Origin of the sequence: Natronosalvus rutilus, assembly GCF_024204665.1 — an archaeon.
Taxonomy (GTDB): Archaea; Halobacteriota; Halobacteria; order Halobacteriales; family Natrialbaceae; genus Natronosalvus; species Natronosalvus rutilus.
This window is the reverse complement of sequence record NZ_CP100355.1, coordinates 3,111,750-3,135,968: the sequence shown is the minus strand read 5'-3', so window position 1 is coordinate 3,135,968 and position 24,219 is coordinate 3,111,750. Positions and strand designations below refer to the sequence as shown.

Genomic DNA, 24,219 nt, shown 5'->3' with positions numbered 1-24,219 from the left:
CCGTCGTCAGCCTCGAGTCGTTACTTCTCGGATTCGTCTTCGTCGACGCGACGTCGCAGCCACTCGAGGGTGAGTCCGCCGCCGGCGAGCGCGCCAATGCCGGTGAACCCGGGGGTCTCGTCGGCCGACGATCCGCCGTCTTCGGTTGCGGATTCGTTTCCAGAGTCGTTGGAGTCGTTGGAGCCGATGGTCTCGTTAGTCTCGTTCGTCTCATCGGAACCGCTCGAGTTGTCGGTACTGTCGCTCTCGTTGCCCTCGCTGATGTCGCTCGATTCGTTCTCGGAACCACCGTCGTCTGTATCGCCACTTCCATCGGAGTCGTTCTCTTCGTCGTCGGTATCGTCGTCGATCTCGCTTCCCCCGTCGGACTCGTCGTCTCCGTCTTCGCCATTGTCGCCCTCGTCGTCTTCGTCCTCACCGTTGGGTCGCAACGCGGCCAGCACCTCGCCGTCGACGCTCCCGACGTAGAGCGTTTCGTCGACGAGTGCGAGGGGACGCAGTACCGCCGTGGTGTCTCTCTCCCACTCGACGGAGCCGTCCCAGGCATCGAACGCGAAAAAGCGCATCCAGGACCCCTCGTCCTCGCCTGTCGATTCTGAATCACTTTCGAGACCGGCGTAGACGTGCTCTTCGTCGATGATGAACGGACTGGTCCCTTCGCCGGACGGGTCCGGTTCCCACTCCTTCTCCCCCGTCTCGAGGTCGTGGCCCGTCGCGGTGTCGTTGTTCGTCCCGTCGACGGTGTAGACGAGTTCCGAGCCGATCACGGGTGGGTGATTGTGCGCTCGACCGGCCACGCGAGCGATTCGGCCCCCGGATTCGACGTCGTGGTAGGAGATCCCAGCGTCCGACTCGCCGTGGTAGCCAGCGGCCAGGATGCCGTAGTCCACGACCGGCGTGACCGCGCTGAACTGTCCATCGTCGTCGTTGGCCTCGAGGTCGAACGTCCAGCGTTCGGCGCCGTCGCTGGCCTCGCGGGCGTACAGGCGCGTCTCGTCCGCGACGAATACAGCGCCGTCGTCGATCGGGACCGGTGATTCGTGTAGCCCTCCGTCATCCGGATCGAACTGCCAGAGCTCTTTGCCGCTCGAGGCGTCGATCGCGTAGAGGACGCCGTCACCGACGACGAACACGACCCCATCGGCGACTTTCGGCGATCGAATCCCGTCGCTGTACTCGAGGTCGAGCCGCCAGCGAATCTCGCCGTTCTCGGCGTCGACCGCGGTGAGTGCCTCGCCGCCGACGTAAACGGTTCCGTCAGCAACTGCCGGCGTTCGATCGGCGCCGAGGTCGTCGGATTGCCACACCTGTGACCCGTCCGCGGCTTCGTAGGCGTGTACGGAGCCGTCGTCCGCTCGGAGGTAAACCGTCTCGTCGACGACCGCGATATGGCCGCCGCAGTCACACGACCAGGCGACCTCGAGGGACCCGGGATCGCTGATCCCCGAGGCGACCCGCGCGTTGTTTCCCGGCCTTCCCCCGAGGGAGGGCCAGTCGCTCGGATCGGCGGCCGTCGACGACGTGGCGCCAGCCGTCCCACTCACTGCGGCGAGGGTGCTTCCGGCGGTGATCGTCAGCCCGGTGTGCCGGAGGAACGTCCGTCGGCTGTGGTCTGGCATACGCCGGCCCTTCGACTCTACCCAGTTAGCTACTGTTTCGGTAACTCAATTTCGACACCGAAACGGTACCCGTGAGACGATTGCGCCGGGAGCAACGGACCACGTCCCTGGGTCGAAAATAACCGTTCACGAAACCGGGCTCCGCTTCGTTTCGACGAAGTGACACGAGAGGTGATCGATCCAGATACGTCGTTCACTGGTCGGTGGCGCTCTCCTCCTCGAGGTCACTCTCGACCACCCGCCGGCACAGCCACTCGAGGGTGCGTCCGTCGCCGGCGAGTACCGCGAAGTCGGTGAACCCGGGCGAAGGGTCATCCGCCTCGAGAACGCAACACCAATACGACGGCCGGTCAAATCGCGACCCATGAACGAGCGGATTCGTCTGGGCAGTGCGGTCGGATTCACCTGTCTCCTCTTTATCGGCGTCCAGTTCGGCGCGCTCGCGCTCGTCGAACCCTTCACCGCCGCCGAGATGCAGGCCGTCGAGGACCCCTCCGACCCGACGAACAGCCTGGTCTACGTCGGGGCGATTCTCGTGATGACGGCGTTCATGCTCGCGGCGTTCAAGTACGATCTCCAGTGGATCATCCGCGGACTCATCGTCGGCGTCAGCGTCATGCTCTCGTGGTTCGTCTTCGCCGAGATTCTCCCGCCCGTAGCCACGATCGCCTCGTTCGGTGTCTTCCCCCTCCTCGTCTCGCTCGGCATCGGCGCCGCCCTCGTGATCTATCCCGAGTGGTACGTCATCGACCTCGCCGGCGTCGTCATGGGCGCGGGCGCGGCCGGCCTCTTCGGGATCAGCTTCGGCCTCTTGCCCGCTCTCGTCTTGCTCGTCGTGCTCGCCGTCTACGACGCGATTAGCGTCTACCGGACGGAGCACATGCTCGACCTCGCCGAGGGCGTGATGGACCTGCACATTCCCGTCGTCCTCGTCGTCCCGACCTCGCTGTCGTACTCCTTCCTCGAGGCCGGCGACGTGCCCGGTGAAATCGAAAATCGAGACGCGGAATCGACGGCGACGACCAACGGCGGTTCCCCGGAAGCCGATGCGGACGATTTCGAAGGCCCCACCGCCGAGCCGACCGATTCCGAGGCTGCCGAGGACGAACGCGAGCGAGAGCGGACAGAGTCAGAGCAGCCAGAGCCTGAGCAAACAGAGCCAGAACTGGACGACGCATCCGAAGGCGTCCGCGACGCCCTCTTCATCGGTCTCGGTGACGCCGTCATCCCGACAATCCTGATCGCCAGCGCCGCCTCCTTCCTCGAGGTTGGCTCGCTCGACGTTCCGCTGATCACGCTCAACGCGCCCGCGCTGGGTGGCGTGCTGGGCACGCTCGCGGGGTTGCTGGTCCTGATGGCCATGGTCCTCAGGGGCCGACCGCACGCCGGACTGCCGCTGCTCAATTCGGGAGCGATCGGCGGCTACCTCGTCGGCGCGCTTTGGGCCGGCGTGCCGGTCGCGACGGCGCTCGGGTTGTGAGTCGGCAACTCTCGACCACATCGTTTTGTGCCTGGGGCGGTCTCGATGGCGTGGACGTGAACGTGAACGTGAAGGCTTATAGCTATCTAACCGGTTAGTTAACCTATGGATCGGTCGTTCTCGAAGAAGCGCCCGTGGCTCGCCGCGTTACTCGGGGTCCTCGTCACCGGCTTCGGTCACTGTTACCTCCGGCGCTGGCGGCGTGCGCTGGGCTGGATCGTCCTCCTGTTCGGCGTCAGTATCCTGTTCGTCGAGACGGCCACGCTCGAGGCCCTCGCGGCCGGCGAGGGCGCAGATCTGGCGGAACTGTCCCCGCTCCTGTTCGTCGCGATTCTCAGCGTCGTCGATGCGTATCTGCTCGCGGTGGCGCACAATCAGGTGGCCCGGCGAGCACCCGCACCCGACGGGAGCCTCACGCACTGCCCGTACTGTGGGAAGGAACTCGATACGGATCTCGAGTTCTGTCACTGGTGTACGAGCGATCTCTCGGACTTCTCTAATCTGGAAGCGCAAGAGGAGACGTCCACCGAATCAGACCGGTAGTCCCCGGGACGGCTACCGTAACACGGCATTGTCGTACTCGGCGGTCGCCCGCTTCGCTGTCGCCAGCTCGCCTCGCTTTCTCGTTTTTATCGCAGGAGTATACCCACCGCAATCGTTCCTGCTTTCGCGACGAACTCGGACCTCGAGTCCGTCACGAGCACTGACGACGTTCGAACAAGGAGGGGTGGAGGAGAACAGCCGCCGTCACGGAAGCCGAAACGTCGGCCCCTCGTCCGTATCTTGTACCTCGACGCCGATCGCCTCGAGTTCGTCGCGCAACTCGTCGGCGCGCTCGTAGTTACCCGCGTCTCGCTCCTGCTCGCGGATCTCGAGGACCAGGTCGACGACCTCGCCCGCGAGTTCGACGTTGCCGGTCGCCTTGGCGCCGCCGAAGGTCAATCCGAGTACGTCGCCGAGTTCCTCGAGCGTCTCGACGGCTCGTTTCAGGCCCTGGTAGTCGTACGCCCTCGATCCGTGTTCGCCTTCGGCGCCCTCGTGATGGCGATTCGCCGCGCTCGCAATTTCGAGCAGCGCCGACTGCGCCTCGCGGGTGTTGAAGTCGTCGTTCATCGCCTCGGTGAACGCCTCCCGCGCAGCGTCCACGGACTCGCGAAGGTCCTCGTCGACGAGTTTCGACTTCGTGGCGGGGGAATCGAGCACATCGACGGCGGCGTCGTAGGCACGCTCGAGGCGTTCCCAGCGTTCTTCGGCCTCCGAGATGGTGTCGTCGCTGTAGAGTTGCTGGCTGTTGTACGCACCCGCGGTGAGGAACGTGCGAAGGACGTTGGGTCCCCACCGCTCGACGGCCTCGTCGACGGTCACGAAGTTGCCCAGACTCGAGGACATCTTCGTCTCGCCCATCTGGAACAGTTCGCAGTGGAGCCAGTAGCGGGCGAACTGGTGGCCCGTCGCGGCCTCGCTCTGGGCAATCTCGTTCTCGTGGTGAGGGAAGACGAGGTCCCGGCCGCCGACGTGGATGTCGAGGGTCTCCCCGAGGTGGGTCATGCTCATCGCCGAGCACTCGATGTGCCATCCTGGCCGCCCCTCGCCCCACGGCGAGTCCCAGGTCTGGCCGGTCGGCGTCTCCTCCCAGGTCGCACCCTTGCTGTGTTCGTGGACGGCCTCTTCCGAGACCGGTCCCGCCTTCCAGAGCGCGAAGTCGGCCGGGTGGCGCTTATCGGCCTGTTCGTCGGGTTCGCCCTGGGCCTCGATCGATTCGATGTCCTGGTTCGAGAGCGCCCCGTAGTCCTCGAAGGTCGTCACGTCGAAGTAGACCGAGCCGTTGGACTCGTAGGCGTAGCCCGACTCGACGAGTGTCTCCACGAGGTCGATGATCTCGGGGATGTGCTCCGATACCCTGGGGTAGACCTCGGCGCGCAGGAGGTTCAGCGAACGCATGTCCTCGATCGTCCGCTGAACGTAGGTTTCGGCGACCGCGGCTTCGTCGTCGCCGAGGTCGTCCTGGCCGACGCGGGCGACGATCTTCTCGTTGACGTCGGTGAAGTTCTCGACGTGACGGACGCCGTAGCCGACGTGCTCGAGCCAGCGGTGCATCACGTCGACGTGCACCCACGAGCGGGCGTGCCCGAGGTGGGGCGGGTCCGAAACCGTCAGGCCACAGTAGTAGAGGAGGACGTTTTGGGGATCCTGTGGCTCGAACGGCTCCGTCTCGCCCGTCAACGTATTCGTCACGTGCAGGGTCATTACTCGAGTGTCCTCGCGGGCGTACCTTAAAGCGTCGGATGGGGTGTCGACCGTCGACACGGACTCACTCGACCGCCCGATGGATTGCGTTCCGTGCTCTCCACCCCAAGCTATTTTGGGCGAAACGTTATCTGCGGATTTCGAAACGTTGAGACAATGCCCGAGCTACTGCTGATTTTTACTATTCTCATCGCCGTCTTCGTCGGGTTCAACATCGGGGGCTCGACGACGGCGCCGGCGTTCGGTCCAGCCGTCGGAGCGTCGCTGGTACCGAAGGTCGTCGCCGGGGGGCTGATGGCCGTCTTCTTCGGCCTCGGTGCGGCGACGATCGGCCGTCGCGTCGTCGACACGCTCGGACAGCAACTACTCAACGATTCGTCGCTCTTCACGCTCGAGTCGAGCATCGTCATTCTCGGGCTCATCGGCATCGTGCTGTTCGCCGGCAACCGGACCGGAGTTCCGGCCTCGACCTCGATGACCACCGTCGGAGCGATCGCCGGCCTCGGCATGGCCAGCGGCGAACTGCAGTGGGCGACGATGCGCGAGATCGTCTTCTGGTGGACCATCGCCCCGATTGCTGGGTTCGCTGTCTCGGTTGCCATCGGGTACTTCTACTACCAACGGTTCGACGACTGGATCTCGGAGTCGAGTTCGAACGAACCGCTGTTCGCCGTGGACCGTTCGGGTACGATTCCCTCGATGACTGTCACCTCGAGCCAGCGCGACGAATTGCTGGCCGGGGGCGTGGTGGTCGTCGTCGGCTGTCTCATGGCGTTCAGTTCCGGTACCTCCAACATCGCGAACATCGTCGCGCCGCTGATCGGCGGTGACGTACTCGACATGCCAGTCGGCATCGTTCTGGGATCGATCGCCGTTGCTCTCGGTGCGCTGACGATCGCTCGACGAACCCTCGAGACGCTGGGCAACGATATCGTCAAACTTCCGCTCCCTGCCGCGCTCGTCGCGTCGACGGTCAGTGCGGCCATCATCATCACACTCTCGCTGCTGGGTATTCCCGCCAGTTTCGTGATCGTCGCGACGGTCTCCATCGCGGGACTCGGATGGAGTCGAACGCTCCGCGTTGACGACGATTCCGGCGGCCGAAAACGCGGCCCCGTCGGCGATGGCGGGCTCGACCCTGCCGAGGTCAGGGGAACCATCGCGTCGAAGGACGACTCGTCCGAATCCGAACTCGAGTTCGACCCGTTCGAGAGCGCCCGCGTGCTCACACTCCAGCACGTGATCCCGGTCGTCGCGACCGTCGGCGCCTACGCCGTCTTCTCAGTCGCACCGGTGTACTGAGTGAAAGCGGCTACTTGAGCGCCGTCTCCAGGGCACCCTCGACCGCACGAACGGCGTTCGCCCCGTCGAGACGCTCGACCGCGACGACCAGCGTTTCGGCCTCAAATCCGGCGGCGACCACCTCGATACCTGCGATGCTCAGCGACGCGAGCGCCGTCGAAACCGCTCGAGCATCCACTTCGCCTGTCGCGACGATAGCCGTGTACGCACTCGAGTCGGCACCAGTGCCGAAGACAGTTGAACCGACCGCCAGGAGCGCTTCGCCGTTATCGTCGACTGGCCCGACGCCGCTTTGCATCCGGACGCGGACGGATCGGTCGCTCGGACCGAGCGCCTCGAGTTCGTCGCCGTAACGCCTGAGCGCCGTCGCGACCGCGTCGGTTTCATCGTCCACCGCGAGGAAGCGGGCGGCAGCGGTATAGTTGACCACGTCTGCACGGAGCGCGGTGTGGAGAAACGGGTGGGCGTCGACTGCCCGTCGCGTCTCGGCTGCGAGTGACATGTTCGGCGGTGTGGAGGCGACCAGTATAAACGCGCCGGCCGATGGCGACGACGGCGCCGAGGATGGTGGCGAAGACGGCGTCAATGGGGATGGTGACGGAGAGGACGGTAACGGGGACGATGGCGGAGACGGCGCCAACGGAGACGGTGACGGAGACGACGAGACCGGGGCGCTTTTGGGCACTTCGGACGATGAACCGGACATGGAACCCGAAGCCGTCGAATCTCTCATCGAATCCGAACTCGAGGACGCCGACGTGACCGTCGGCCGTGCCCGCGGCGACCACGACGACGATCACCTGGCGGCGACGGTCGTCTCGCCGGCGTTCGAGGGTCTGCCCCTCGTTCAGCAACACCAGCGCGTCTATGACGCCCTCGAGGGCCACATGACGACCGACATCCACGCCCTCGAGTTGTCGACGTACACGCCCGCGGAGTACGCCGAGCGCGTCGACGACTGAGCGCACGTCGGTGCTGGTTGAGCGCTCGACGATGACTCGAGGTCGGACGACCCGAACCGGACGCTCGACCGCAACGACCTGCCGCCAAAACGCTCGACCGCAACGACCTGCCGCCAGAACGCTCGACCGCAACGTATCGACGACCGAACGCGCCACCAATCCGCACGTTTATCCGACTCTCCTGAGAGGATTTGGCTATGGAATCGTTGCATCCGCGCATTCGCCTGGTGTGGATCGCTCGGTGGGTGCTGCTGGCTGTCCTCCTCGGCGTCGCCGTCAGCGCCATCGACCAGTGGCTGGTCCAAATACCGGTCGCCGTGACGGTCACCGTCGTCGCTCTCGCACTCGTTCTCGGCATCGTCTACGCAGTCGTGCTCTACGGGCGCTGGCACTTCGACCTTCAGGAGGACGCCCTCTACCTCGAGCGGGGCGTCGTGACGTTCGTCGAGACGGCCGTCCCGTTCGTTCGCGTCCAGCACGTCGACACGCAGTTCGGCCCCGTCGAGCGCGCACTGGGCCTCTCGAGCGTCGTGGTCTACACGGCCGGCTCGCGAAACGCCGACGTGCGGGTCCCGGGACTCACCCCTGAACGCGCTCGCCGGCTCCAGGACACACTCCGGGAACTGGCCGTCGAGAGCGAGGCCGACGACGCCGTATGACGGACTCGAGTACCCATCGCCTCCACCCGTTGAGCGCGGTCACGACCACGCTCCGGTCGGCCGTCGTCGGCCTCTCGATGCCGTTCTTCCTCGTGAGCGTGCTGAGCGCCGTCTTCGACGCCGTCTCCGTCACCTGGGCCCTGTATCTCGCACCCATCGGGCTGCTCGTCGGCGCCGGTTACGGCCTCGCGTACTACTACCGGTTCGAGTACGGGCTCACCGACGACACGGTCGACGTCGCCTCCGGCGTCTTCTCCCGGCGCGCTCGAGAGATCCCCTACCGGCGCATCCAGAACGTCGACGTTCGTCAGGGCGTGTTCCACCGCGTGGCGGGTCTCGCGGTCGTCTCGATCGAAACCGCCGGCGGCGGCGAGACGGAAGCGGCACTCGACTTCGTCGGCGAGGACGAAGCGAAGCGCCTGCAGCGCGAGATTCGGCGACGAACCGCGCGTCGACCCGACGAAGCCGAGGCCGACACCGATACATCCGCTCCAGCGACACGCCCCACGACCGCACCGGACGAAACCGACCAGCACGAGCGTGAGAGCGAGCGCGATCACCCCTGGAGCGGCCAGGCCTCGGCCCTCACGGATTCGGGCCTCGAGTCCGCGACTACGAGGACGGAGACCGGGACAGAGGCACCGTTCGAGGACGACCAACCGACGCTACTGTTCGCACTCGATGCCCGAGAGTTGTTGCTCTACGCGTTCACGACGGTTCGCCCGGCGGCGGCCGCCAGTGTCCTCGCGCTCGCGTTCTTCTTCACCAGCCAGGTCGAGGCGCTGTTGCTCGCGACGGCCCAACCGTTCGGCGGCCCGGCCTCGTTCACGGACGCGACGCCCTCGGGGTACGTCGCCCTGGGGCTCGCCTCGGCGATCAACGGCGTCGTCGTCACCTACGCCGTCAGCGTCGCCTACACCTTCGCCACCTACTACGACTTCCGACTCGGCCGGGCCGGCGACGACTTCGTCTATGAACGCGGCCTGCTCCAGCGCTACAGCGGCTCGGTCCCGTCCGAGAAAGTCCAGTCGGTGACGATCACCGACAATCCGCTCCAGCGGGCGCTCGGCTACGCCGGCCTCTGGGTCGAAACCGCCGGCTACGGCCCGGACTCGAGCGGCGGGAGCACGTCCGCCGTCCCGCTGGCGAGGGTCGAGCGCGTCCAGACGTTCGCGGAGAACCTCACGGGCACCGAACCCCCGCGATTCGAGTCGCCGCCGGCAGTCGCCCGCCGGCGCTACTTCGTGCGCTACGCGCTCGTCGCGGCGGTTCTCGTGGGGGTCGCGTTCGGGATCTCGAGCCTGACCGGCTTCGGGACGGAGTACTGGTATCTCTCGGTGGCCGTCTTCCTCGCGGTACCCCCAGCAGCCCACATCCGATACGTCAACCTCGGCTACTCCGTCGGTGACGATCACCTCGTGATTCGCCGGGGCTTCTGGCGACGGCGAACGACCGTAATTCCCTACTACCGGATCCAGACCGTCTCGAATCGCCGGTCGATCTTCCAGCGTCGACTCGGGCTGACCTCGGTCGTCGTCGACACGGCCAGCTCTCAGACGTTCGTCTGGAAGACGCCGACCATCTACGACGTCGACCTCGAGGACGGCCGTATCGTCGCGTCGACGGGTCGAAAACGGTTACAGACCGCCCTGCGCGAGCGCCGCGAGGCGACGGACGAGGGGCCGCGGTTTTCGGTGGATTTTACCTGACACCCGCGAACCGCTAGGGTATGGGAGACGAATTTCGCACGGAGCAGGACAGTCTCGGCGAGATGCAGGTCCCGGCCGACGCCTACTGGGGCGCACAGACTCAGCGCGCGGTCGAGAACTTCCCCATCTCGGGGATCACGTTCGGCCGCCGGTTCGTTCGCGCCCTCGGCGTCGTCAAAAAGGCCGCGGCCCAGGCCAACCGCGATCTCGAGTTGATCGACGACGACGTCGCCGACGCCATCGTCGAGGCGGCAGACGAGGTCATCGACGGGGAACTGGACGACCAGTTCCCCGTCGACGTGTTCCAGACAGGTTCAGGGACCTCGTCGAACATGAACGCCAACGAGGTCATCGCCAACCGTGCTGCCGAGATTATGGGTTCGGAAATCGGCGACCGCGTCGTCCACCCGAACGACCACGTCAACTTCGGCCAGTCGAGCAACGACGTGATCCCGACGGCGATGCACGTCGCCGCGCTCGAGGCCGTCGAGAAGGACGTCATCCCCGCGCTCGACACGCTTCGCCAGGCGCTCGAGGCGAAAGAAGAGGAGTTCGACGACGTCGTCAAGACCGGACGGACGCACCTTCAGGACGCCACACCCGTGACCCTCGGCCAAGAGTTCGGCGGCTACCGAACCCAGGTCGCGAAGGGACTCGCCCGCGTCGACAAGACCCGCGAGCACCTCGCGGAACTCGCCCTCGGCGGGACCGCGGTCGGGACGGGGCTGAACACCCATCCCGAGTTCCCCGGGCGCGCCGCCGAGTACATAACCAAAGAGACCGGCGTCCAGTTCCGCGAGGCCGACGACCACTTTGAGGCGCAGGCCGCCCACGACGCCATGTCGGAGGCCCACGGCGCGCTTCGCGTCGTCGCGGGGTCGCTCAACAAGATCGCGAACGACCTCCGATTGCTCGCGTCCGGCCCGCGAAACGGCCTCGGCGAGATCGAACAGCCCGAGAACCAGCCCGGGTCGTCCATCATGCCCGGCAAGATCAACCCGGTCGTCGCCGAGGCGGTCAACCAGGTCCACAAGCAAGTCGTCGGCAACGACGCCGCCGTCGCCGCCGGCGCCGCCGAGGGTCAGATCGACCTCAACCTCTACAAGCCCGTCCTGGCGCACAACTTCCTCGAGTCCGCCGAACTCCTCTCGAACGCGAGCACGGTGTTCGCTGACCGCTTCGTCCGCAAACTCGAGGCCAACCGGGAGTACTGCGAGGCGCAGGTCGAGCAGTCGATGGCGCTGGCGACCTCGCTCAATGTCCACATCGGTTACGACAAGGCCAGCGAGGTCGCGAAGACGGCACTCAAGGAGGACAAGACGGTTCGGGAGGTCGCCCTCGAGAAGGGCTACCTCACCGAGGACGAGGCCGACGAGGTGCTCGACCCGCGGAAGATGACCGAACGTGGCATCCTCGGCGACGAGTAACTAACAGGTTCTCGACACACTTCGAGCGGGGTTTTTCCACCGCGAATTACCCTCACGAGAGCGAGGGGACCTGTAATCGAGACTGATAGATCAACGTCACGTTCGTCGTATCGTGACGCTCATTTTTTCTCGAACGCGTTGCCAAAATCGACCGAGAGTACCCCAATCGGCGGCGAATACGGTGAAATAAACGAACCCACGTAATTTTTGGCCTGGGTTCGCGTCACTTCTAGTATGCACACCTGTCGCAACTGCAACCAGTCGTTCCAGACGTCGCTCGCCCTCGAGATTCACCGGGACTCATGTGAGAAAGGGCAACTATACTGTCAAGTCTGTGGGGAGCGATTCCGGGAACGCGACGCGACTCGAGACGGCTGGCACTACGCGTGCCCGACGGAGGACTGTGACGGCGAGGGACTCCACGAGGACCTCTACGAAATCGACGCGATTCGCAAGGCAACCCACTGATCGACTGAATCGACCACTCCACTGCCCTTCTGACTGGCTGGCTCTCCAATCGTTGCGGCCACAACTCTCAATTTCTGCCCGCTGTCAGACGCTTTATCGGGCTGTCCGTCGAATCCCGACCCGATGGAACGACTCGAGCCGAGGATTCGCTGGGTCTGGATCGTCGCCGCCGTCGTTCGAACCGTGATCCTGGGCACCGTCCTGGGGGGCCTCCTGGTGGCGTTACAGGCTCGCGAGGTGCTGGCGATCGGCACGGATCGGATTCTCCTCGGAACCGTCGTCCTCGTCATCCTCGTCTCCCTCGTCCGGACCGCCGTCGCCTGGCGCCGGTACGCCGTGTTCGGCTTCACGCTCCGCGACCAGTCGCTGTACATCGAGCGCGGCGTCTTCACCCGAATCAAGACCGTGGTTCCCTACGTTCGCGTCCAGCACGTCGACTCCAGGCGGTCGCCGCTCGAGCGAGCCCTCGGACTCGGGACGCTCGTGGTCTACACGGCGGGATCCAGGAACGCCGACGTGGCGATTCCCGGCCTCACGCCCGACCGGGCCGAGGCGTTACAGGAACGGCTCCGCGAGCTCACGATCGAAACCAACGGTGAAGACGCCGTATGAAGCGCCTCCACCCGTCGTCGGTGATCGTCCGTTCACTCTCGCGGAGTCTCAACCTCGGCTTTTTCTTCTTCGTCGTCGGCCTCGTCACGTCTCCGGGCGAGGTCGGAGCGAACCTCTTCGTCGTCGGCGTGTTCGTCCTGGGTGGGATCCTCGTCGGCGTCCTCTACGAACTGGCCTACTACGAGCGGTTTCGGTACGCCGTCACCGACGACACGTTCGACGTCGTCTCGGGGGTCGTCTCGCGACGCGACCGCGAGGTCCCCCTCCACCGGGTCCAGAACGTCGACGTTCGCCAGACGGCGCTGCACCGTCTGTTCGGCATCGCGGCGGTCCACGTGGAGACGGCTGGCGGGAGCCGGACTGAAATCACGCTCCGGTACGTCGACGAGGCGGAGGCTCGAGCGCTCACTCGTCGTCTCCGAACGGGTGCCGAGGCCGAAGCCGAGGCGGAGCTCGGAGACGCCGACAGCGGAGAGCCGACGACCGCAGAGACGGACGCTGGCCGCGCGCCTCGAGAACCCGGTGACGGGGTCGCTGGCGCTCGAGATGCGGACGCCGAACGGACCCTCTTTCGAATCAAACCGAAGGAACTCGCCATCCTCAGCGTCTTCACGATCGACCCCGGCGCGAGCCTCCTCGGGGGACTCATCCTCTCGTTCGCTAGCGGGTTCGACCCGACGACGCTCGTCCCCATCGACCTCCTCGAGAGCGACCTCCCCGGGACGGGACTGGTGGCCATTCTCTGGGCGGGGTTCCTCTTCTTGCTCGCGGCCTGGATTCTGAGCGCGCTCCTCACGCTGACGCGCTACTACGGCTTCCGGCTGACGCGAGTCGGCGACGAACTCTACTACGAACGGGGCCTCGTCCAGCGCTACAGTGGGACTATCCCGCTCGAGAAAGTCCAGACGCTCACGATCACCGAGTCCGTCCCCTACCGGTGGTTCGGCTACGCCTCCCTGGCGGTCGAGACCGCCGGCTACGGTCCCGAACAGTCCGATTCCCGCGGGACCGAGTCGGCGATTCCGCTGGCCGAGTTCGGTCGCGTCGTCGCGCTCGCCAGGTCGATCGAGCCGTTCGAGGCGGGGGAGGCGAGCAGGACTAGCGGAACGGGCGAGACAGCCGATTCGACGGGATCAGCCCTCGACGCTCCTGACGCCGTTAGCGCCGGTGACGCCCCCGACGCCGTTGACGCTCCCGCTGACGCAATAGACGCGCCAACCGACGAATCGAACGACAGTGACCTCCCATCACTCGATCGACCGCCACTCAGAGCCCGCGAACGCTACGCTGTCCGGTACATCGCCGTCATCACCGTGGTGCTCGCCGCCGGCTACGTCCTGGCCTCCCGAACCGAAATCGTGCGCGACTGGTACGCGTTCGCGCCACTGCTCTTCCTCGTCCCGCTCGCCGCCCACCTGAAGTGGCGCAATCGCGGCTATCGAGTGGGCGAGGCGTACTTTTACGCCCGAACCGGCTTCTGGCGGCGCTCGACCAAGATCGTCCCCGCCTACCGGGTGCAGTCCGTGCTGAACGCACAGACGGTGTTCCAGCGGCGGCGTCGCCTCGCGAGCGTGACGGCGGACACGGCCAGTTCGGCGACTCTCCTCGGACGGTCGGCGACGGCCCACGACATCGACGCCGAGCGGGCGCTCGAGGTCCAGTGGACGCTCGAGGAGCGGTTACAAGAGCAACGACGAGTTCGGTCTCACGAAAGTGGTGGGTCGGCCAGTGACTGAGAGGCGGCCGAACCACGTCGAGAACCATCACATCACTCAGGTCACGGCGTCAGGATCGGCCGCCTCGAGCAAATTCTCCTCGAACAACGTCTCCACTACGTCCACGAAAGTCCAGACATCGTGATAGCCCATATACAGGGGTGCAGGGCACACTCGAACCACGTTCGGCGGACGGACGTCGACGACGTATCCGCGCTCTCGGAGGGCCGCCCCGAGCGCGTAGGCCTGTTCGTGCTCGAGAGCGACGTGGCCGCCGCGGCGGTCGGCATCGCGAGGGGTGCCGACGTCGACGCCGTACTCGCTCAGGCTTTCGTCGGTGAGTTCGACGAGATACTCGGTGAGCGCGACCGACTTTCGCCTGATTGCCTCGAGTCCGGCCTCCTCCAGGATCGACAGCGCCCCGTCGAGCGGCGCGGCCGAAAAGATCGGAATCGTCCCGATCTGCCAGGCGCCGGCCGACGTGGCGGGCGTGTACTCGAGGTTCAGGTCGAACTGGGTCTCCTTCTCGTGGCCCCACCAGCCGGCGAGTCCAGGACGCGTCCCGAAGTGGCGTTCATTGACGTAGAGGCCGGCGACCGCGCCGGGCCCGGCATTGCAGTACTTGTAGTGACACCAGACGGCGAAGTCCGCGCCGATTCCCGAGAGGTCGTGGGTCATTGCGCCGACCGAGTGTGCCAGGTCGAATCCCGCGAACGCGTCGTGCTCGTGGGCAATCTCGGTGAGCGCCTCGAGGTCGAACAACTGGCCGCTCCGGTAGAGTACCGAGGGGAAGAAGACGATGGCCGTCTCGTCGTCGACGGCCGCACGAATCGCGTCTTCGTCGATGGTTCGGCCGTCCTCGCTCTCGACGCGAACGAGGTGCTCGTCGGGGTCCAGTCTGTGCGCTCGAAGCTGGGAGGCGATGGCGTAGTGGTCGGTCGGAAAGTCGAGTTCGTTGACCACGACGGTGTCGCCGTCGGCCGCCTCGAGGAAGGTCCCAATCAGCGTGTGGATGTTGACCGTCGTGGAGTTACCGACGACGACCTCGTCGGGATTCGCGCCGACCATCGGCGCCAGTCGGTCCCCAAGGCGCTCGCCGTACCAGAACCACGGCGGGTCGCCCTCGGTCCAGCCGCGCACTCCGAGGGTGCGCCACTCTTCGACGACGTGCTCGAGGGCGGCGACGGCCTCGTCGCTCGCCGGGCCGAGCGAGTTGCCGTCCAGGTAGCAGGTATCGGGTACGTCGAAGCGGTCGCGGAAGCCCGCGAGCGGATCGCTCGCGTCGAGTTCGCGGGCTGTCGATTCGCTGGCGTCGAACTCCCGGTCGCTATCCGGTCCGGATCCGCCCTCGGGGTCGCTCATGTCCTCCCCTTCGCGGCCACCCCCATTCATCTTTGTGCCGCGGCAAGGGGCCGGTATGGACGCCCAACGGACAGATCTCGACCCGCAGGTCGCGACGCTGCTCGAGGAGCCGACCTACCAATCGCTTCGGCCGTGGCACGCCCTCTCGGTCGAGGCGGCCCGCCGACTCGAGGACGACGTCTTTGGCGGCGACCCGACGATTTCGCTCCCCGAGGTGACAGACACCGCGATTCCCGGAGCCGACGCGGCAAGCGAGATTCCGATTCGCGTCTATCGCCCGTTCGAGGCTCACGACCTCCCGGTCCTCGTCTTCTACCACGGCGGCGGCTGGACGCTCGGCACGCTCGATTCCGCCGACGACCTCTGTCGGGCGTTCGCCGCAGAGACGGAGTCGCTGGTCGTCTCGGTCGACTATCGCCTCGCCCCCGAACACCCGTTTCCGGCCCCGCTCGAGGACGCCATCGCCGCCCTCGAGTGGGTCCACGAGCACGCGGCGGCCGTCGGCGGCGACCCGGATCGGATTGGGGTCTGTGGCTCGAGCGCGGGGGCCAACCTCGCGACCGCGGTCGCCCAGTGGGACGCTCGGGAAGGAGCCGACGTGCTGGCCCAGCAGGTGCTCTGCTATCCGATCACCGACCACGCGTTCGACACGCCCTCGTACGCGGAGAACGCGGACGGCCCGCTGCTCACCCGCGCAGACATGCGCTGGTTCTGGGACCAGTACCTCCGCCACCCGGTCGACGGTGTGAACCCCTATGCGTCGGTCCTCCGGGCACCCTCCTTCGATGGGCTTCCGCCCACTACTGTCGTCACCTGTGGTCACGACCCGCTTCGGGACGAAGGAATCGCCTACGTCGAGGCGCTCGAGGATGCGGGCGTGCCCGTGAGCCATCACCATTACCCGTCGTTGCCCCACGGTGCGTTGAGTCTGGCCGACGAGGTCGAGCGGTCGGCCGAAGCGATGGAGAAACTCACTGACCGAATCCGGTCTGCGTTCTGAGTCGCTTTTGATGGCAGCACCCACGCCGTCCTGCTGATCAGCCGAGTTCGGCCCCGCTAGCTATAGATAGTATAGTATCAACTCAGGGAAGAATTCGAGGGAGCACGCGTGTTCACGAGTAGAACGGTGCACGACGGTGGTTCGACGTCCAACGCTTTAGGCGACCGTCCCGAACACGCTCGTATGCACGAACACCCGACGACCGATTTGCGACAGCGACTCGAGAGGGCGGTTTCGGGATGACCTCGCGTGTTTCCATCGAGGACTACGACGCGCTCGCCTCGAGCGAGCCGCGAACGGTCGCCCTGGACTGTCTGATCGCGGGTATTGACGCGGCCCACCCGCGACGGGTCGTATTCGACGCGCTCACGCTCGAGGGCGAGCACCTCACCGTCACTCCGGTCGCCGGCCCGTCACGAACGTACGACCTCGAGACGTACGGCGACGTCGTCGTTCTCGGTGGCGGAAACGCGGCGGGCCACGTGGCCGCGGCGCTCGAGGCTTTGCTAGGGGATCGAATCGACGACGGCGTCGTGGTCACCGACGACCCCGTCGAAACCGACCGGATCGACGTTATGCCCGGCGATCACCCCGTGCCCTCCGAACGCGGGGTCGAAGGGACGAACGCGGTCCTCGAACGGGCCGCCGACGCCGGTCCGGACGACCTCGTCCTCGGCTGTCTCACCGGTGGCGGGAGCGCTCTCCTTCCGGCACCCGCCGAGAACATTTCGCTCGAGGCCCTCCGGAAGACCACCGAGGCACTGCTCGCGAGCGGCGCGTCCATCGACGAGTTCAACGCCGTCCGCAAACACCTCTCGAGGCTCAAGGGCGGGAACCTCGCCCGTGTCGCGGATCCCGCGACCGTCGTCGGCCTGCTCGTCAGCGACGTCGCCGGAGACGACCCGAGCGTGATCGCCAGCGGGCCGCTCTCGCCCGACGAGACGACCTTCGCTGACGCGCTCGACGTGCTCGAGCGCTACGGAATCACCGCTCCTGAGCCGGTCCTCGAGCATCTTCGACGCGGTGCCGACGGAAACGAACGAGAGACGCCGGTCGACGACGACCCGGCGTTCGACGACGTCGACTGCCACGTCGTCGCTAGCGCGACCACGGCGCTCGAGGCAGCCCGCGAGGTCGCCGTCGACCGTGGCTACGCGCCACTCGTGCTCTCCTCGTCCGTGCGGGGCGAAGCACGCGAGGCTGCGAAAACGCAGGTCGCCATTGCCGAGGAAATCGCCCGCACGGGGACGCCGGCCGAGCCACCGGCCGTCGTCCTCTCGGGCGGGGAAACGACCGTCACGCTCGCGGAGGACCACGGACGAGGCGGACCGAACCAGGAGTTCGTTCTCGGTGGCGCGCTCGAACTCGAGGTCCCGGCGGTCGTCGCCAGCGTCGACACCGACGGCATCGACGGTACGACGGACGCGGCGGGAGCCATCGTCGACCAGGGAACCGTCTCTCTGGACGGACCGCTCGATCCGCTGAAAGCACGACGGGCGCTCGAGCGAAACGACGCCTATCCGGCGCTTGAGGCGGCGAACGCGCTGGTTCGGATGGGAGCGACCGGAACGAACGTCAACGATCTTCGAGCCCTCGTCGTCGAACGGGGCATCGCCAATCGGTAAAAACTGGACCGAATTCGATATAGCGGTATACGATTTATTTGTCCGGTGTGGATCGGGCATTATGGACAATAATACAACAATTACTGCTCAATTCACAACTCGAAATTCCGAAAATCGCTCGTTCAGACTCCCAGCGAGTAGATGTTCGATTCGTACACCGTTCGGACCTGATCACCCCAGTCGTGGGTATACGTGTCGATCACGTCGCTCGCGACGTCCCCCCGCAGGTACTTGACGACTCCACGATCACCCGTCCGATCGCGAAGGTGAGTCGTGAAGAAGTGACGGAAGTAGTGGGGCGTCACGTTCTCGCTTGCACCGCCGCCGGTACGATACCAGCCTCGGTCGCGAGCGTGTTCCTCGACGATATAGCGCACGTCCGAGGGCTCGAGGCGCCGTCCCCAGCTATCGCCGGTGTCCAGGAAGAGCGGTTCGGCCGTCGACCGCGCGTCGGGTCGAATCGCCAGCCACGCCGTCAGAACCGCCTGTAGCTCCGAATCGACCGGGATAACGGTTCCGCGCTTGCGCTTATTCGACGCCGTCCGTTCCTCTCCGTTGACGACCACGCCGCGGACGGGTTTCTCGTCGACGTACAGCGAATCGGGACGGGCCTCGAGTTGAACTCGCGGAGTCCACTCGAGATCGACCGCCTCGATGTCTGCGTGCAGATCGCGTAGATCCAGGTTACAGAGCTCGCCGACACGCATTCCCGTCTTGAGGAGAGTGACGACCACGGCACGCTCGAGAGGGTGTGCGAGGTCCCCGACGAACGACTGCATTTCGGGGATCGAGATCTCACGTCTGGTTGGGTTCGTGTCGATCGATTCGTTCATCTCCTCGACGACCAGCGTCATCGGATTCCCCTCGAAGGCGTCGACGCGGGTCATGTAGTCGTAAAACCGGTGGACGTAGGAGGCGTAGGTGGCGATCGTACTCGGCTCGAGACGGCCGCGCAGGGAGTGCACCCAGGCCATACACTCCCGTCGGGTCGCGTTTGCAGGCGAGACGCCGCTCTCGTCCTCGACGAACGCCTCGAACTGCCCGAGAACGCGCTCGTAGGCCTCGACTGTCCGCTCGCTCTTGCCGTGATAACGTTGCTCCTCGAGGAAGTAGGAAACTGGCTCCTCGATCGTGGCTGGCTCGCTCGCTCGGTCAGTTGCCATCGATATCACCGCTCAGGGTGTATCCGCCGTGGCGACCGCTGTATCGAACCTGGTTCGTTGCCTGGAGGCGCTCGAGCGTCTCGTCGAGTTGAGACTCGATGTCGTCGCTCACCGCCTCAAGCAATTCTTCCCACGAATAGGTGCCGGAACGAAGCAACTCGAGGACCTGTGTTTCGAGGCCGCTACCCCCAGGGGTAGCATCCGGAGAACGGGGTTGCTCTGTCGGCGACTCGAATCCCTTCCGGCCGGCTTGTACCATACTCCTTACATACTCGCTCTGGCTCATGTCGAGTTCGTCGGCGTGGGCGGTCCAGTTCTCTTTCTGGTATCTGGGGACGTAAGTTCTGACGACGACAGTCTCGGAACTCGGATCGTCACTCATGAACGACGGTCCGTACTCGAGGATAATTAATCTAGCTGTTACTCGAGATAAGAGACCTTATCTAAACATGAATACCCGATTTTCGCCTATATTTGAGTATGCTATTCTATATTTGGTGGCCCTATAGGCTACTAGTTGAGATTATATGATAGCTGGAATAGGTACGTGGCTCGAGATTAAAATCTACCCGATCGGCACTGCGTTCGAGGACTAGCCTGGTGAGTTGTGCATAACGAAACTGAACTGAGGACGCTTTCTTCAGAGTTCGTGTCGTTTACGTCCCGTATCTCTGATTATCCGAAGCAGGATTCTACCATCTTTCTTATATATGATACGACGGCTATCGAGCAACGGAGCTCGGTAGCGACGACCGCTCCAGTCGAGCGATCGAACGACGGTCGAATGGCGTTCAGACGTTAGCTCAAGAGCGTCGATGAATGCGTTCGTCTGACATTGCCAGGGATCCATCTCTTGGTAGCGAGCAACGGCGGGGCAAGTCGCTTTCGCGAATACGCCGGGCTAGAACCGTATATCAGCCATACCGGAGACCGGCCGTAGCACGCACATTACTCCGGTATCGGGTGGGCAGTGTTTATCCACCGAGCGGACTCGAGCGTCTGAGGGAGGGACGGAACGGAACCCACAAACCCGGATTGTGTATCGCGACCAGGACGCTATCGGTCCGAGCTCATCCGAAGACCGGAAACGACTCGTTCTGCAGGATGGAGAGTCGGCTGATACCGTTCTAGAGGGGTTTCACCGGGGTTTTGGTCAGGGGGGGGGGGGGGATCGGAGGGTACATTCGCTCCACGAGAGACACCGTCTGGGGCCGATTGCGACACTGAGGCAGTACTGACAACGCCATAGCAGTGTTGGGAAGCCTTCGTTTGGCTGGAGCGAGAATAGCGACTGTCCGGGACGGGAATTCGCCCCGTATTCGATAACGAGTTTCATTGGACTCCTGGATATACTTCGTGTCGCTGTACTCTCGACACTCCCTACACTCGCCGTTCATCGCAACTGAACTGCAACTGAACCGCTCGAGGAGTGCGCAGTTGAAGCCAACTCTGATCGACCGCTCGAGTGACCTGGGCAGGTTTTTGTTGATTGGGTTAGTGCGTCCTGGTCGTCGAGAGGGGTCGCATTCCTTCGACTCGGCCAGGTCGCCTCGAGCCTTTCGAATCTGGATCCACTCCAGATCAGTGCGTGCGGACGTCAGTGTACGGGTGAGAGCGGGCCAGCCAGGGATCTCGAAGGCATCTTCTCGTAGGGAAGAGAACCGCTCACGCGACCCGTGAGGGTGTTCGACGTCACGGTTACGCCCCCTAAGCCCAGATTGTCCCAGCGGTGTGTTGCGTCCAGCTACTGGCGATTTCGTCCGACCTGACAGCCGTTCGTCTCACGATAGCTTCGGTACTGGTGACGAGAGCGGTCGACGTACATCCTGTAACGACGTCCATGAATATCCATGGATACGTGACCGTATCGCCCGGTTCACGCGCTCGATTGCCCCTCGTACCAGACCTTTCGGCCAATTTCCTGCCTCAGCCACGCACAGCTGAGCCGGAAATACACCAAGGTTCGGTCACCTCGGTATCTTCGCCTGATCTCGTCGAAACTGGGATGAATTGATGAAAATAGCGAAATTTGTCTTGGTGAAGTGTCATTAAATCCTGTCTGGCCGAGACTGTCGTGCGACGCATAAACTCCATAACGATATACCGAATCGGCGCCGCTGAGAAGGAAGACGTGATCTCGAGTATCGCCAGGAATATCGCTAGACGGCGTGGCCACCGCGATAGCCGGAGTCGGTTTCTCGAGTCGTTTCGTCCGGGTCACGGACTGATCTCGTTCCGGCCAGGTGCCACTCGACCGTACCTATTTGTCACCGCGTCGTGACTGTCCACCTATGTCCACGATTCTGCTGGCAGTCGATCGAGACGAGGACAGGGCGGTCGCACAGGCGGAGTCCATCGTCGATCTCGAACTCGAGTCGGCGTCGACCCGAGTCCGAGTCGTCCACATCTTCACCAATAACCCCGAAGGGGCGTCTGTCACACAGCTCGGCGCCGTCCGTCGAGCGAAGGCGGTGCTCGAGGCCGCCGGATTCGACGTCGAGGTCGAGGGCCGAAGTGGGGATCCCGTCGACGAAATTCTCGACGCCGCGGACGAGCACGACGCGGACGTCATTACGATCGCCGGTCGAAAACGGTCGCCGGCCGGAAAGGCACTGTTCGGCAGCGTGGCTCAGGGCGTATTTCTCAACACGAACCGGTCTGTCTTGCTGTGCAGTGAACGGGACGCCTGATTGTCTTCTGGGATCGTGCAACTCGAGCACGATTGGCGATTCCCTCGACGTTACTACGCTCTGCGGACACCAATTGCTCGAGCAGGCGCCACGCTGTGGCGTCGATTTTGGGTGATACGGCCAGAAAAGAGGTTGACGATCCCGATCGCCGTGACGAGTGTGAAATGTCTCGAGGAGGATGTCCTTACCCTCTCGTCGTAGCACCGCGAAAGCGATCGAACTCGAGTTGCTGATCGGCGGGTCGACGCGATCGAGGAAGGCATCGCCCACGTGGTGGAAATCGGCATCTAACAATGTGGCCGTCTGTCTTCACTGCGGACATGACCGCCGACAGCGAGCACTCGATCGTCTACGTCGGGTGTACCGCACCCGGTCGGAACGTTCTCGAAGCCCTCCTCGAGCACGGCCTGCCCATCGACTCGGTCGTGACGATCGACCCCGAGATGGCCGAGACGAACGCCGTCTCTGGCTACGCGTCCCTCGGCCCAATCGCTGAGGCCCACGACCTCGAGGTGTACCACCCGCGGACGTACTCGATGACCGACGCGGCCGACCTGGATCACTTCCGGACCATCGACCCCGACATCCTGATCGTCAACGGTTGGCAGCGACTGATCCCGGAATCGATCCTGGAGACGGCGACCCACGGTGCGCTCGGGAACCACGGCAGCGCGTTCGGCCTGCCGAAGGGCCGCGGTCGCTCGCCGCTCAACTGGTCGCTCATCGAGGACCGCGACCGGTTCCTTCTCTCGGTGATTCGACTGGACCCCGGCGCCGACTCCGGGGACGTGGTGACGACCAGAAAGTTCGACGTCACCGAGTTCGACACCATCGAGACGCTGTACTACAAGGTCTCGATGTGTCTCGAGGCGATGCTCCTGGAAGTCGTCGAGCCGATTCTCGAGGGCGAGCGGCCCTTCGAACCGCAGACCGGGGAGCCGACGTACTATCCGAAGCGCACTCCCGAGGACGGGGAGATGCACTGGGCGAACGGCACTCGAGAACTGTACAACCTCGTTCGGGCGGTAGCCGATCCCTACCCGGGTGCGTTCACCTACGTCGACGGCGACGGCAACGTTGGCGGCGATGCGAACACCGACGCGACCAGCAACGACGACGCCTCCCGTAACCGACTCGAGCAGGTCATGATCTGGGACGCCATTCCGTTCTCGTCGGACCTCGCGAAGTCGGCTCCGCCCGGAACGATCGTCGAAGTCTTCTGGACGGACGAGTTCGTCGTCGCGACCGGTGACGGAACCCTACTCGTCCGCGAGTGGGAAGTGGATTCGAACTCAGGTTGGGAACCGGTCGCGGGTGGCCGGTTCGAGTCTCGTGGCGAACCGGATCGTGTGGATCGGCCCGGTCACCACGAAAACCTCTCGAGTTCGGGGTCGGATTCGGGTTCGAATACGGCTTCAGATTCTGCTCCGGGTGCCACCGATGCCTGAACTCTCGACGCTCGAGCGCCTCGAGTACACGCTCGATGAGTACGAACACCTCCTTCGGACGTTGCTCGAGGACGGCGTCTCCTTCGTGGATTTCGGCCGCCCCCTCGACCGCGACGAGGTGATCCTGCGCCACGACGTCGACCTCTCCCCGGAGCTAGCCCTCCGGATGGCGCGGCTCGAGGCCGCGCTCGACATCTCGTCGACCTACTGCGTGCTTGTGACGACGCCGATTTACAACCTGCTCGAGGTCGACCGATCGAAGGCCCTGGCGGAGATCCAGGCGCTGGGTCACGACGTGGCGGTCCACTTCAACACTCACCACTACTGGGACGACCGACCGAGCGACGACGAACTCCGAACGCAGGTGCGCGCCGAGTGCGACGTGCTGGGGACGATTCTCAACCGCCACGTCGACGTCGTTTCGTTTCACCGCCCGCCCGAGTGGGTGCTCGACGTCGATTTCGACGGATTCGAGAACACCTACCAGCCGGCGTACTTCTCGGAGATCAACTACCGGTCGGACTCGAGCCAGAAGTGGCGCGCAGAACCGCCGTTCCCGGAGGGACGACCGGAGCGGATGCAACTGCTGGTCCATCCAGGATTGTGGGGTGAATCTCCCAGACGGATGGCCGACATTGTCACCGAAATCGCGACGAGACAGCGCGCGCACGTCGACTCGTACCTGGACGGACTCGGCGTTTGAGGGTTGGCGTGGTGTACCCGGTGGTCCG

The 24,219-nt window shown here is 64.6% G+C and carries 21 protein-coding genes; 15 read left to right on the top strand and 6 right to left on the bottom strand.

Annotation, left to right across the window (positions count from 1 at the left end; translation table 11 throughout):
• Positions 1-20 precede the first annotated feature (20 nt).
• Positions 21-1,619, bottom strand: coding sequence for an outer membrane protein assembly factor BamB family protein (locus tag NGM29_RS15125; RefSeq protein WP_254157243.1), 1,599 nt, complete (start codon positions 1,617-1,619; stop codon positions 21-23).
• Between the two features lie 364 nt (positions 1,620-1,983).
• Here NGM29_RS15125 and NGM29_RS15120 point away from each other — a divergent pair, with 364 nt between their 5' ends.
• Both NGM29_RS15120 and NGM29_RS15115 read left to right on the top strand, forming a co-directional pair.
• On the top strand, positions 1,984-3,099 hold the full coding sequence (locus NGM29_RS15120) for a presenilin family intramembrane aspartyl protease PSH (protein WP_254157241.1): 1,116 nt from the start codon (positions 1,984-1,986) through the stop codon (positions 3,097-3,099).
• A 105-nt stretch (positions 3,100-3,204) separates the two neighbouring features.
• Positions 3,205-3,642, top strand: coding sequence for a DUF7575 domain-containing protein (locus NGM29_RS15115; RefSeq protein WP_254157239.1), 438 nt, complete (start codon positions 3,205-3,207; stop codon positions 3,640-3,642).
• Positions 3,643-3,846: 204 nt separating this feature from the next.
• On the opposite strand, the gene cysS is transcribed toward NGM29_RS15115, so the two are convergent.
• Positions 3,847-5,346 carry a cysteine--tRNA ligase gene (gene cysS, locus NGM29_RS15110; protein ID WP_254157237.1) on the bottom strand — a complete coding sequence of 500 codons (1,500 nt, stop codon included), beginning with the start codon at positions 5,344-5,346 and terminating at the stop codon, positions 3,847-3,849.
• A 156-nt stretch (positions 5,347-5,502) separates the two neighbouring features.
• Between cysS and NGM29_RS15105 the strand changes: the two genes are divergently transcribed.
• Positions 5,503-6,648, top strand: coding sequence for an inorganic phosphate transporter (locus NGM29_RS15105; RefSeq protein ID WP_254157236.1), 1,146 nt, complete (start codon positions 5,503-5,505; stop codon positions 6,646-6,648).
• Between the two features lie 10 nt (positions 6,649-6,658).
• Here NGM29_RS15105 and NGM29_RS15100 read toward each other — a convergent pair whose 3' ends face one another.
• On the bottom strand, positions 6,659-7,150 hold the full coding sequence (locus NGM29_RS15100; RefSeq protein WP_254157234.1) for a DUF7523 family protein: 492 nt from the start codon (positions 7,148-7,150) through the stop codon (positions 6,659-6,661).
• A gap of 202 nt (positions 7,151-7,352) precedes the next feature.
• Here NGM29_RS15100 and NGM29_RS15095 point away from each other — a divergent pair, with 202 nt between their 5' ends.
• The 7 genes from NGM29_RS15095 to NGM29_RS15065 all read left to right on the top strand — a co-directional run bounded on the left by NGM29_RS15095 (position 7,353) and on the right by NGM29_RS15065 (position 14,221).
• A complete protein-coding gene (locus NGM29_RS15095) occupies positions 7,353-7,610 on the top strand; it encodes a BolA family protein (protein WP_254160583.1) in 258 nt (85 codons plus the stop codon).
• Positions 7,611-7,807: 197 nt separating this feature from the next.
• On the top strand, positions 7,808-8,269 hold the full coding sequence (locus NGM29_RS15090; protein WP_254157232.1) for a PH domain-containing protein: 462 nt from the start codon (positions 7,808-7,810) through the stop codon (positions 8,267-8,269).
• The gene (locus tag NGM29_RS15085; protein WP_254157230.1) at positions 8,266-9,978 is read left to right on the top strand and encodes a PH domain-containing protein; all 1,713 of its coding nucleotides are present in this window, start codon (positions 8,266-8,268) and stop codon (positions 9,976-9,978) included. The genes NGM29_RS15090 and NGM29_RS15085 overlap by 4 nt, the downstream gene beginning before the upstream one ends.
• Before the next feature lie 20 nt (positions 9,979-9,998).
• The gene (locus tag NGM29_RS15080) at positions 9,999-11,405 is read left to right on the top strand and encodes a class II fumarate hydratase (RefSeq protein WP_254157228.1); all 1,407 of its coding nucleotides are present in this window, start codon (positions 9,999-10,001) and stop codon (positions 11,403-11,405) included.
• A gap of 234 nt (positions 11,406-11,639) precedes the next feature.
• Positions 11,640-11,873 carry a transcriptional regulator gene (locus NGM29_RS15075; RefSeq protein WP_253436729.1) on the top strand — a complete coding sequence of 78 codons (234 nt, stop codon included), beginning with the start codon at positions 11,640-11,642 and terminating at the stop codon, positions 11,871-11,873.
• Between the two features lie 123 nt (positions 11,874-11,996).
• Positions 11,997-12,485, top strand: coding sequence for a PH domain-containing protein (locus NGM29_RS15070; protein WP_254157226.1), 489 nt, complete (start codon positions 11,997-11,999; stop codon positions 12,483-12,485).
• Entirely contained in the window at positions 12,482-14,221 is a 1,740-nt protein-coding gene (locus NGM29_RS15065; protein WP_254157224.1) for a PH domain-containing protein, read from the top strand. Before NGM29_RS15070 ends, NGM29_RS15065 begins: the two co-directional genes overlap by 4 nt.
• A 36-nt stretch (positions 14,222-14,257) precedes the next feature.
• Here NGM29_RS15065 and kynU read toward each other — a convergent pair whose 3' ends face one another.
• Positions 14,258-15,592 (bottom strand): kynureninase, encoded by a 1,335-nt coding sequence (gene kynU, locus NGM29_RS15060; protein ID WP_254157222.1) that lies wholly within the window; start codon positions 15,590-15,592, stop codon positions 14,258-14,260.
• Between the two features lie 25 nt (positions 15,593-15,617).
• On the opposite strand from kynU, the gene NGM29_RS15055 reads away from it, so the two are divergent.
• Together NGM29_RS15055 and NGM29_RS15050 are read left to right on the top strand one after the other, a co-directional pair.
• Positions 15,618-16,562, top strand: coding sequence for an alpha/beta hydrolase (locus NGM29_RS15055; RefSeq protein ID WP_254157220.1), 945 nt, complete (start codon positions 15,618-15,620; stop codon positions 16,560-16,562).
• A 239-nt stretch (positions 16,563-16,801) separates the two neighbouring features.
• Positions 16,802-18,187: a glycerate kinase type-2 family protein gene (locus tag NGM29_RS15050; RefSeq protein ID WP_254157218.1), complete on the top strand. Its 1,386-nt coding sequence runs from the start codon at positions 16,802-16,804 to the stop codon at positions 18,185-18,187.
• Positions 18,188-18,309: 122 nt separating this feature from the next.
• Here NGM29_RS15050 and NGM29_RS15045 read toward each other — a convergent pair whose 3' ends face one another.
• Both NGM29_RS15045 and NGM29_RS15040 read right to left on the bottom strand, forming a co-directional pair.
• A complete protein-coding gene (locus NGM29_RS15045) occupies positions 18,310-19,350 on the bottom strand; it encodes a tyrosine-type recombinase/integrase (RefSeq protein WP_254157216.1) in 1,041 nt (346 codons plus the stop codon).
• Positions 19,340-19,732, bottom strand: coding sequence for a DUF5805 domain-containing protein (locus tag NGM29_RS15040; RefSeq protein WP_254157214.1), 393 nt, complete (start codon positions 19,730-19,732; stop codon positions 19,340-19,342). Before NGM29_RS15040 ends, NGM29_RS15045 begins: the two co-directional genes overlap by 11 nt.
• 1,909 nt (positions 19,733-21,641) lie before the next feature.
• On the opposite strand from NGM29_RS15040, the gene NGM29_RS15035 reads away from it, so the two are divergent.
• The 3 genes from NGM29_RS15035 to NGM29_RS15025 all read left to right on the top strand — a co-directional run bounded on the left by NGM29_RS15035 (position 21,642) and on the right by NGM29_RS15025 (position 24,191).
• Positions 21,642-22,040: a universal stress protein gene (locus NGM29_RS15035; RefSeq protein ID WP_254157213.1), complete on the top strand. Its 399-nt coding sequence runs from the start codon at positions 21,642-21,644 to the stop codon at positions 22,038-22,040.
• Positions 22,041-22,360: 320 nt separating this feature from the next.
• Positions 22,361-23,488 carry a methionyl-tRNA formyltransferase gene (locus NGM29_RS15030; protein ID WP_254157212.1) on the top strand — a complete coding sequence of 376 codons (1,128 nt, stop codon included), beginning with the start codon at positions 22,361-22,363 and terminating at the stop codon, positions 23,486-23,488.
• A complete protein-coding gene (locus tag NGM29_RS15025) occupies positions 23,481-24,191 on the top strand; it encodes a polysaccharide deacetylase family protein (protein WP_254157211.1) in 711 nt (236 codons plus the stop codon). The genes NGM29_RS15030 and NGM29_RS15025 overlap by 8 nt, the downstream gene beginning before the upstream one ends.
• Positions 24,192-24,219 lie beyond the last annotated feature (28 nt).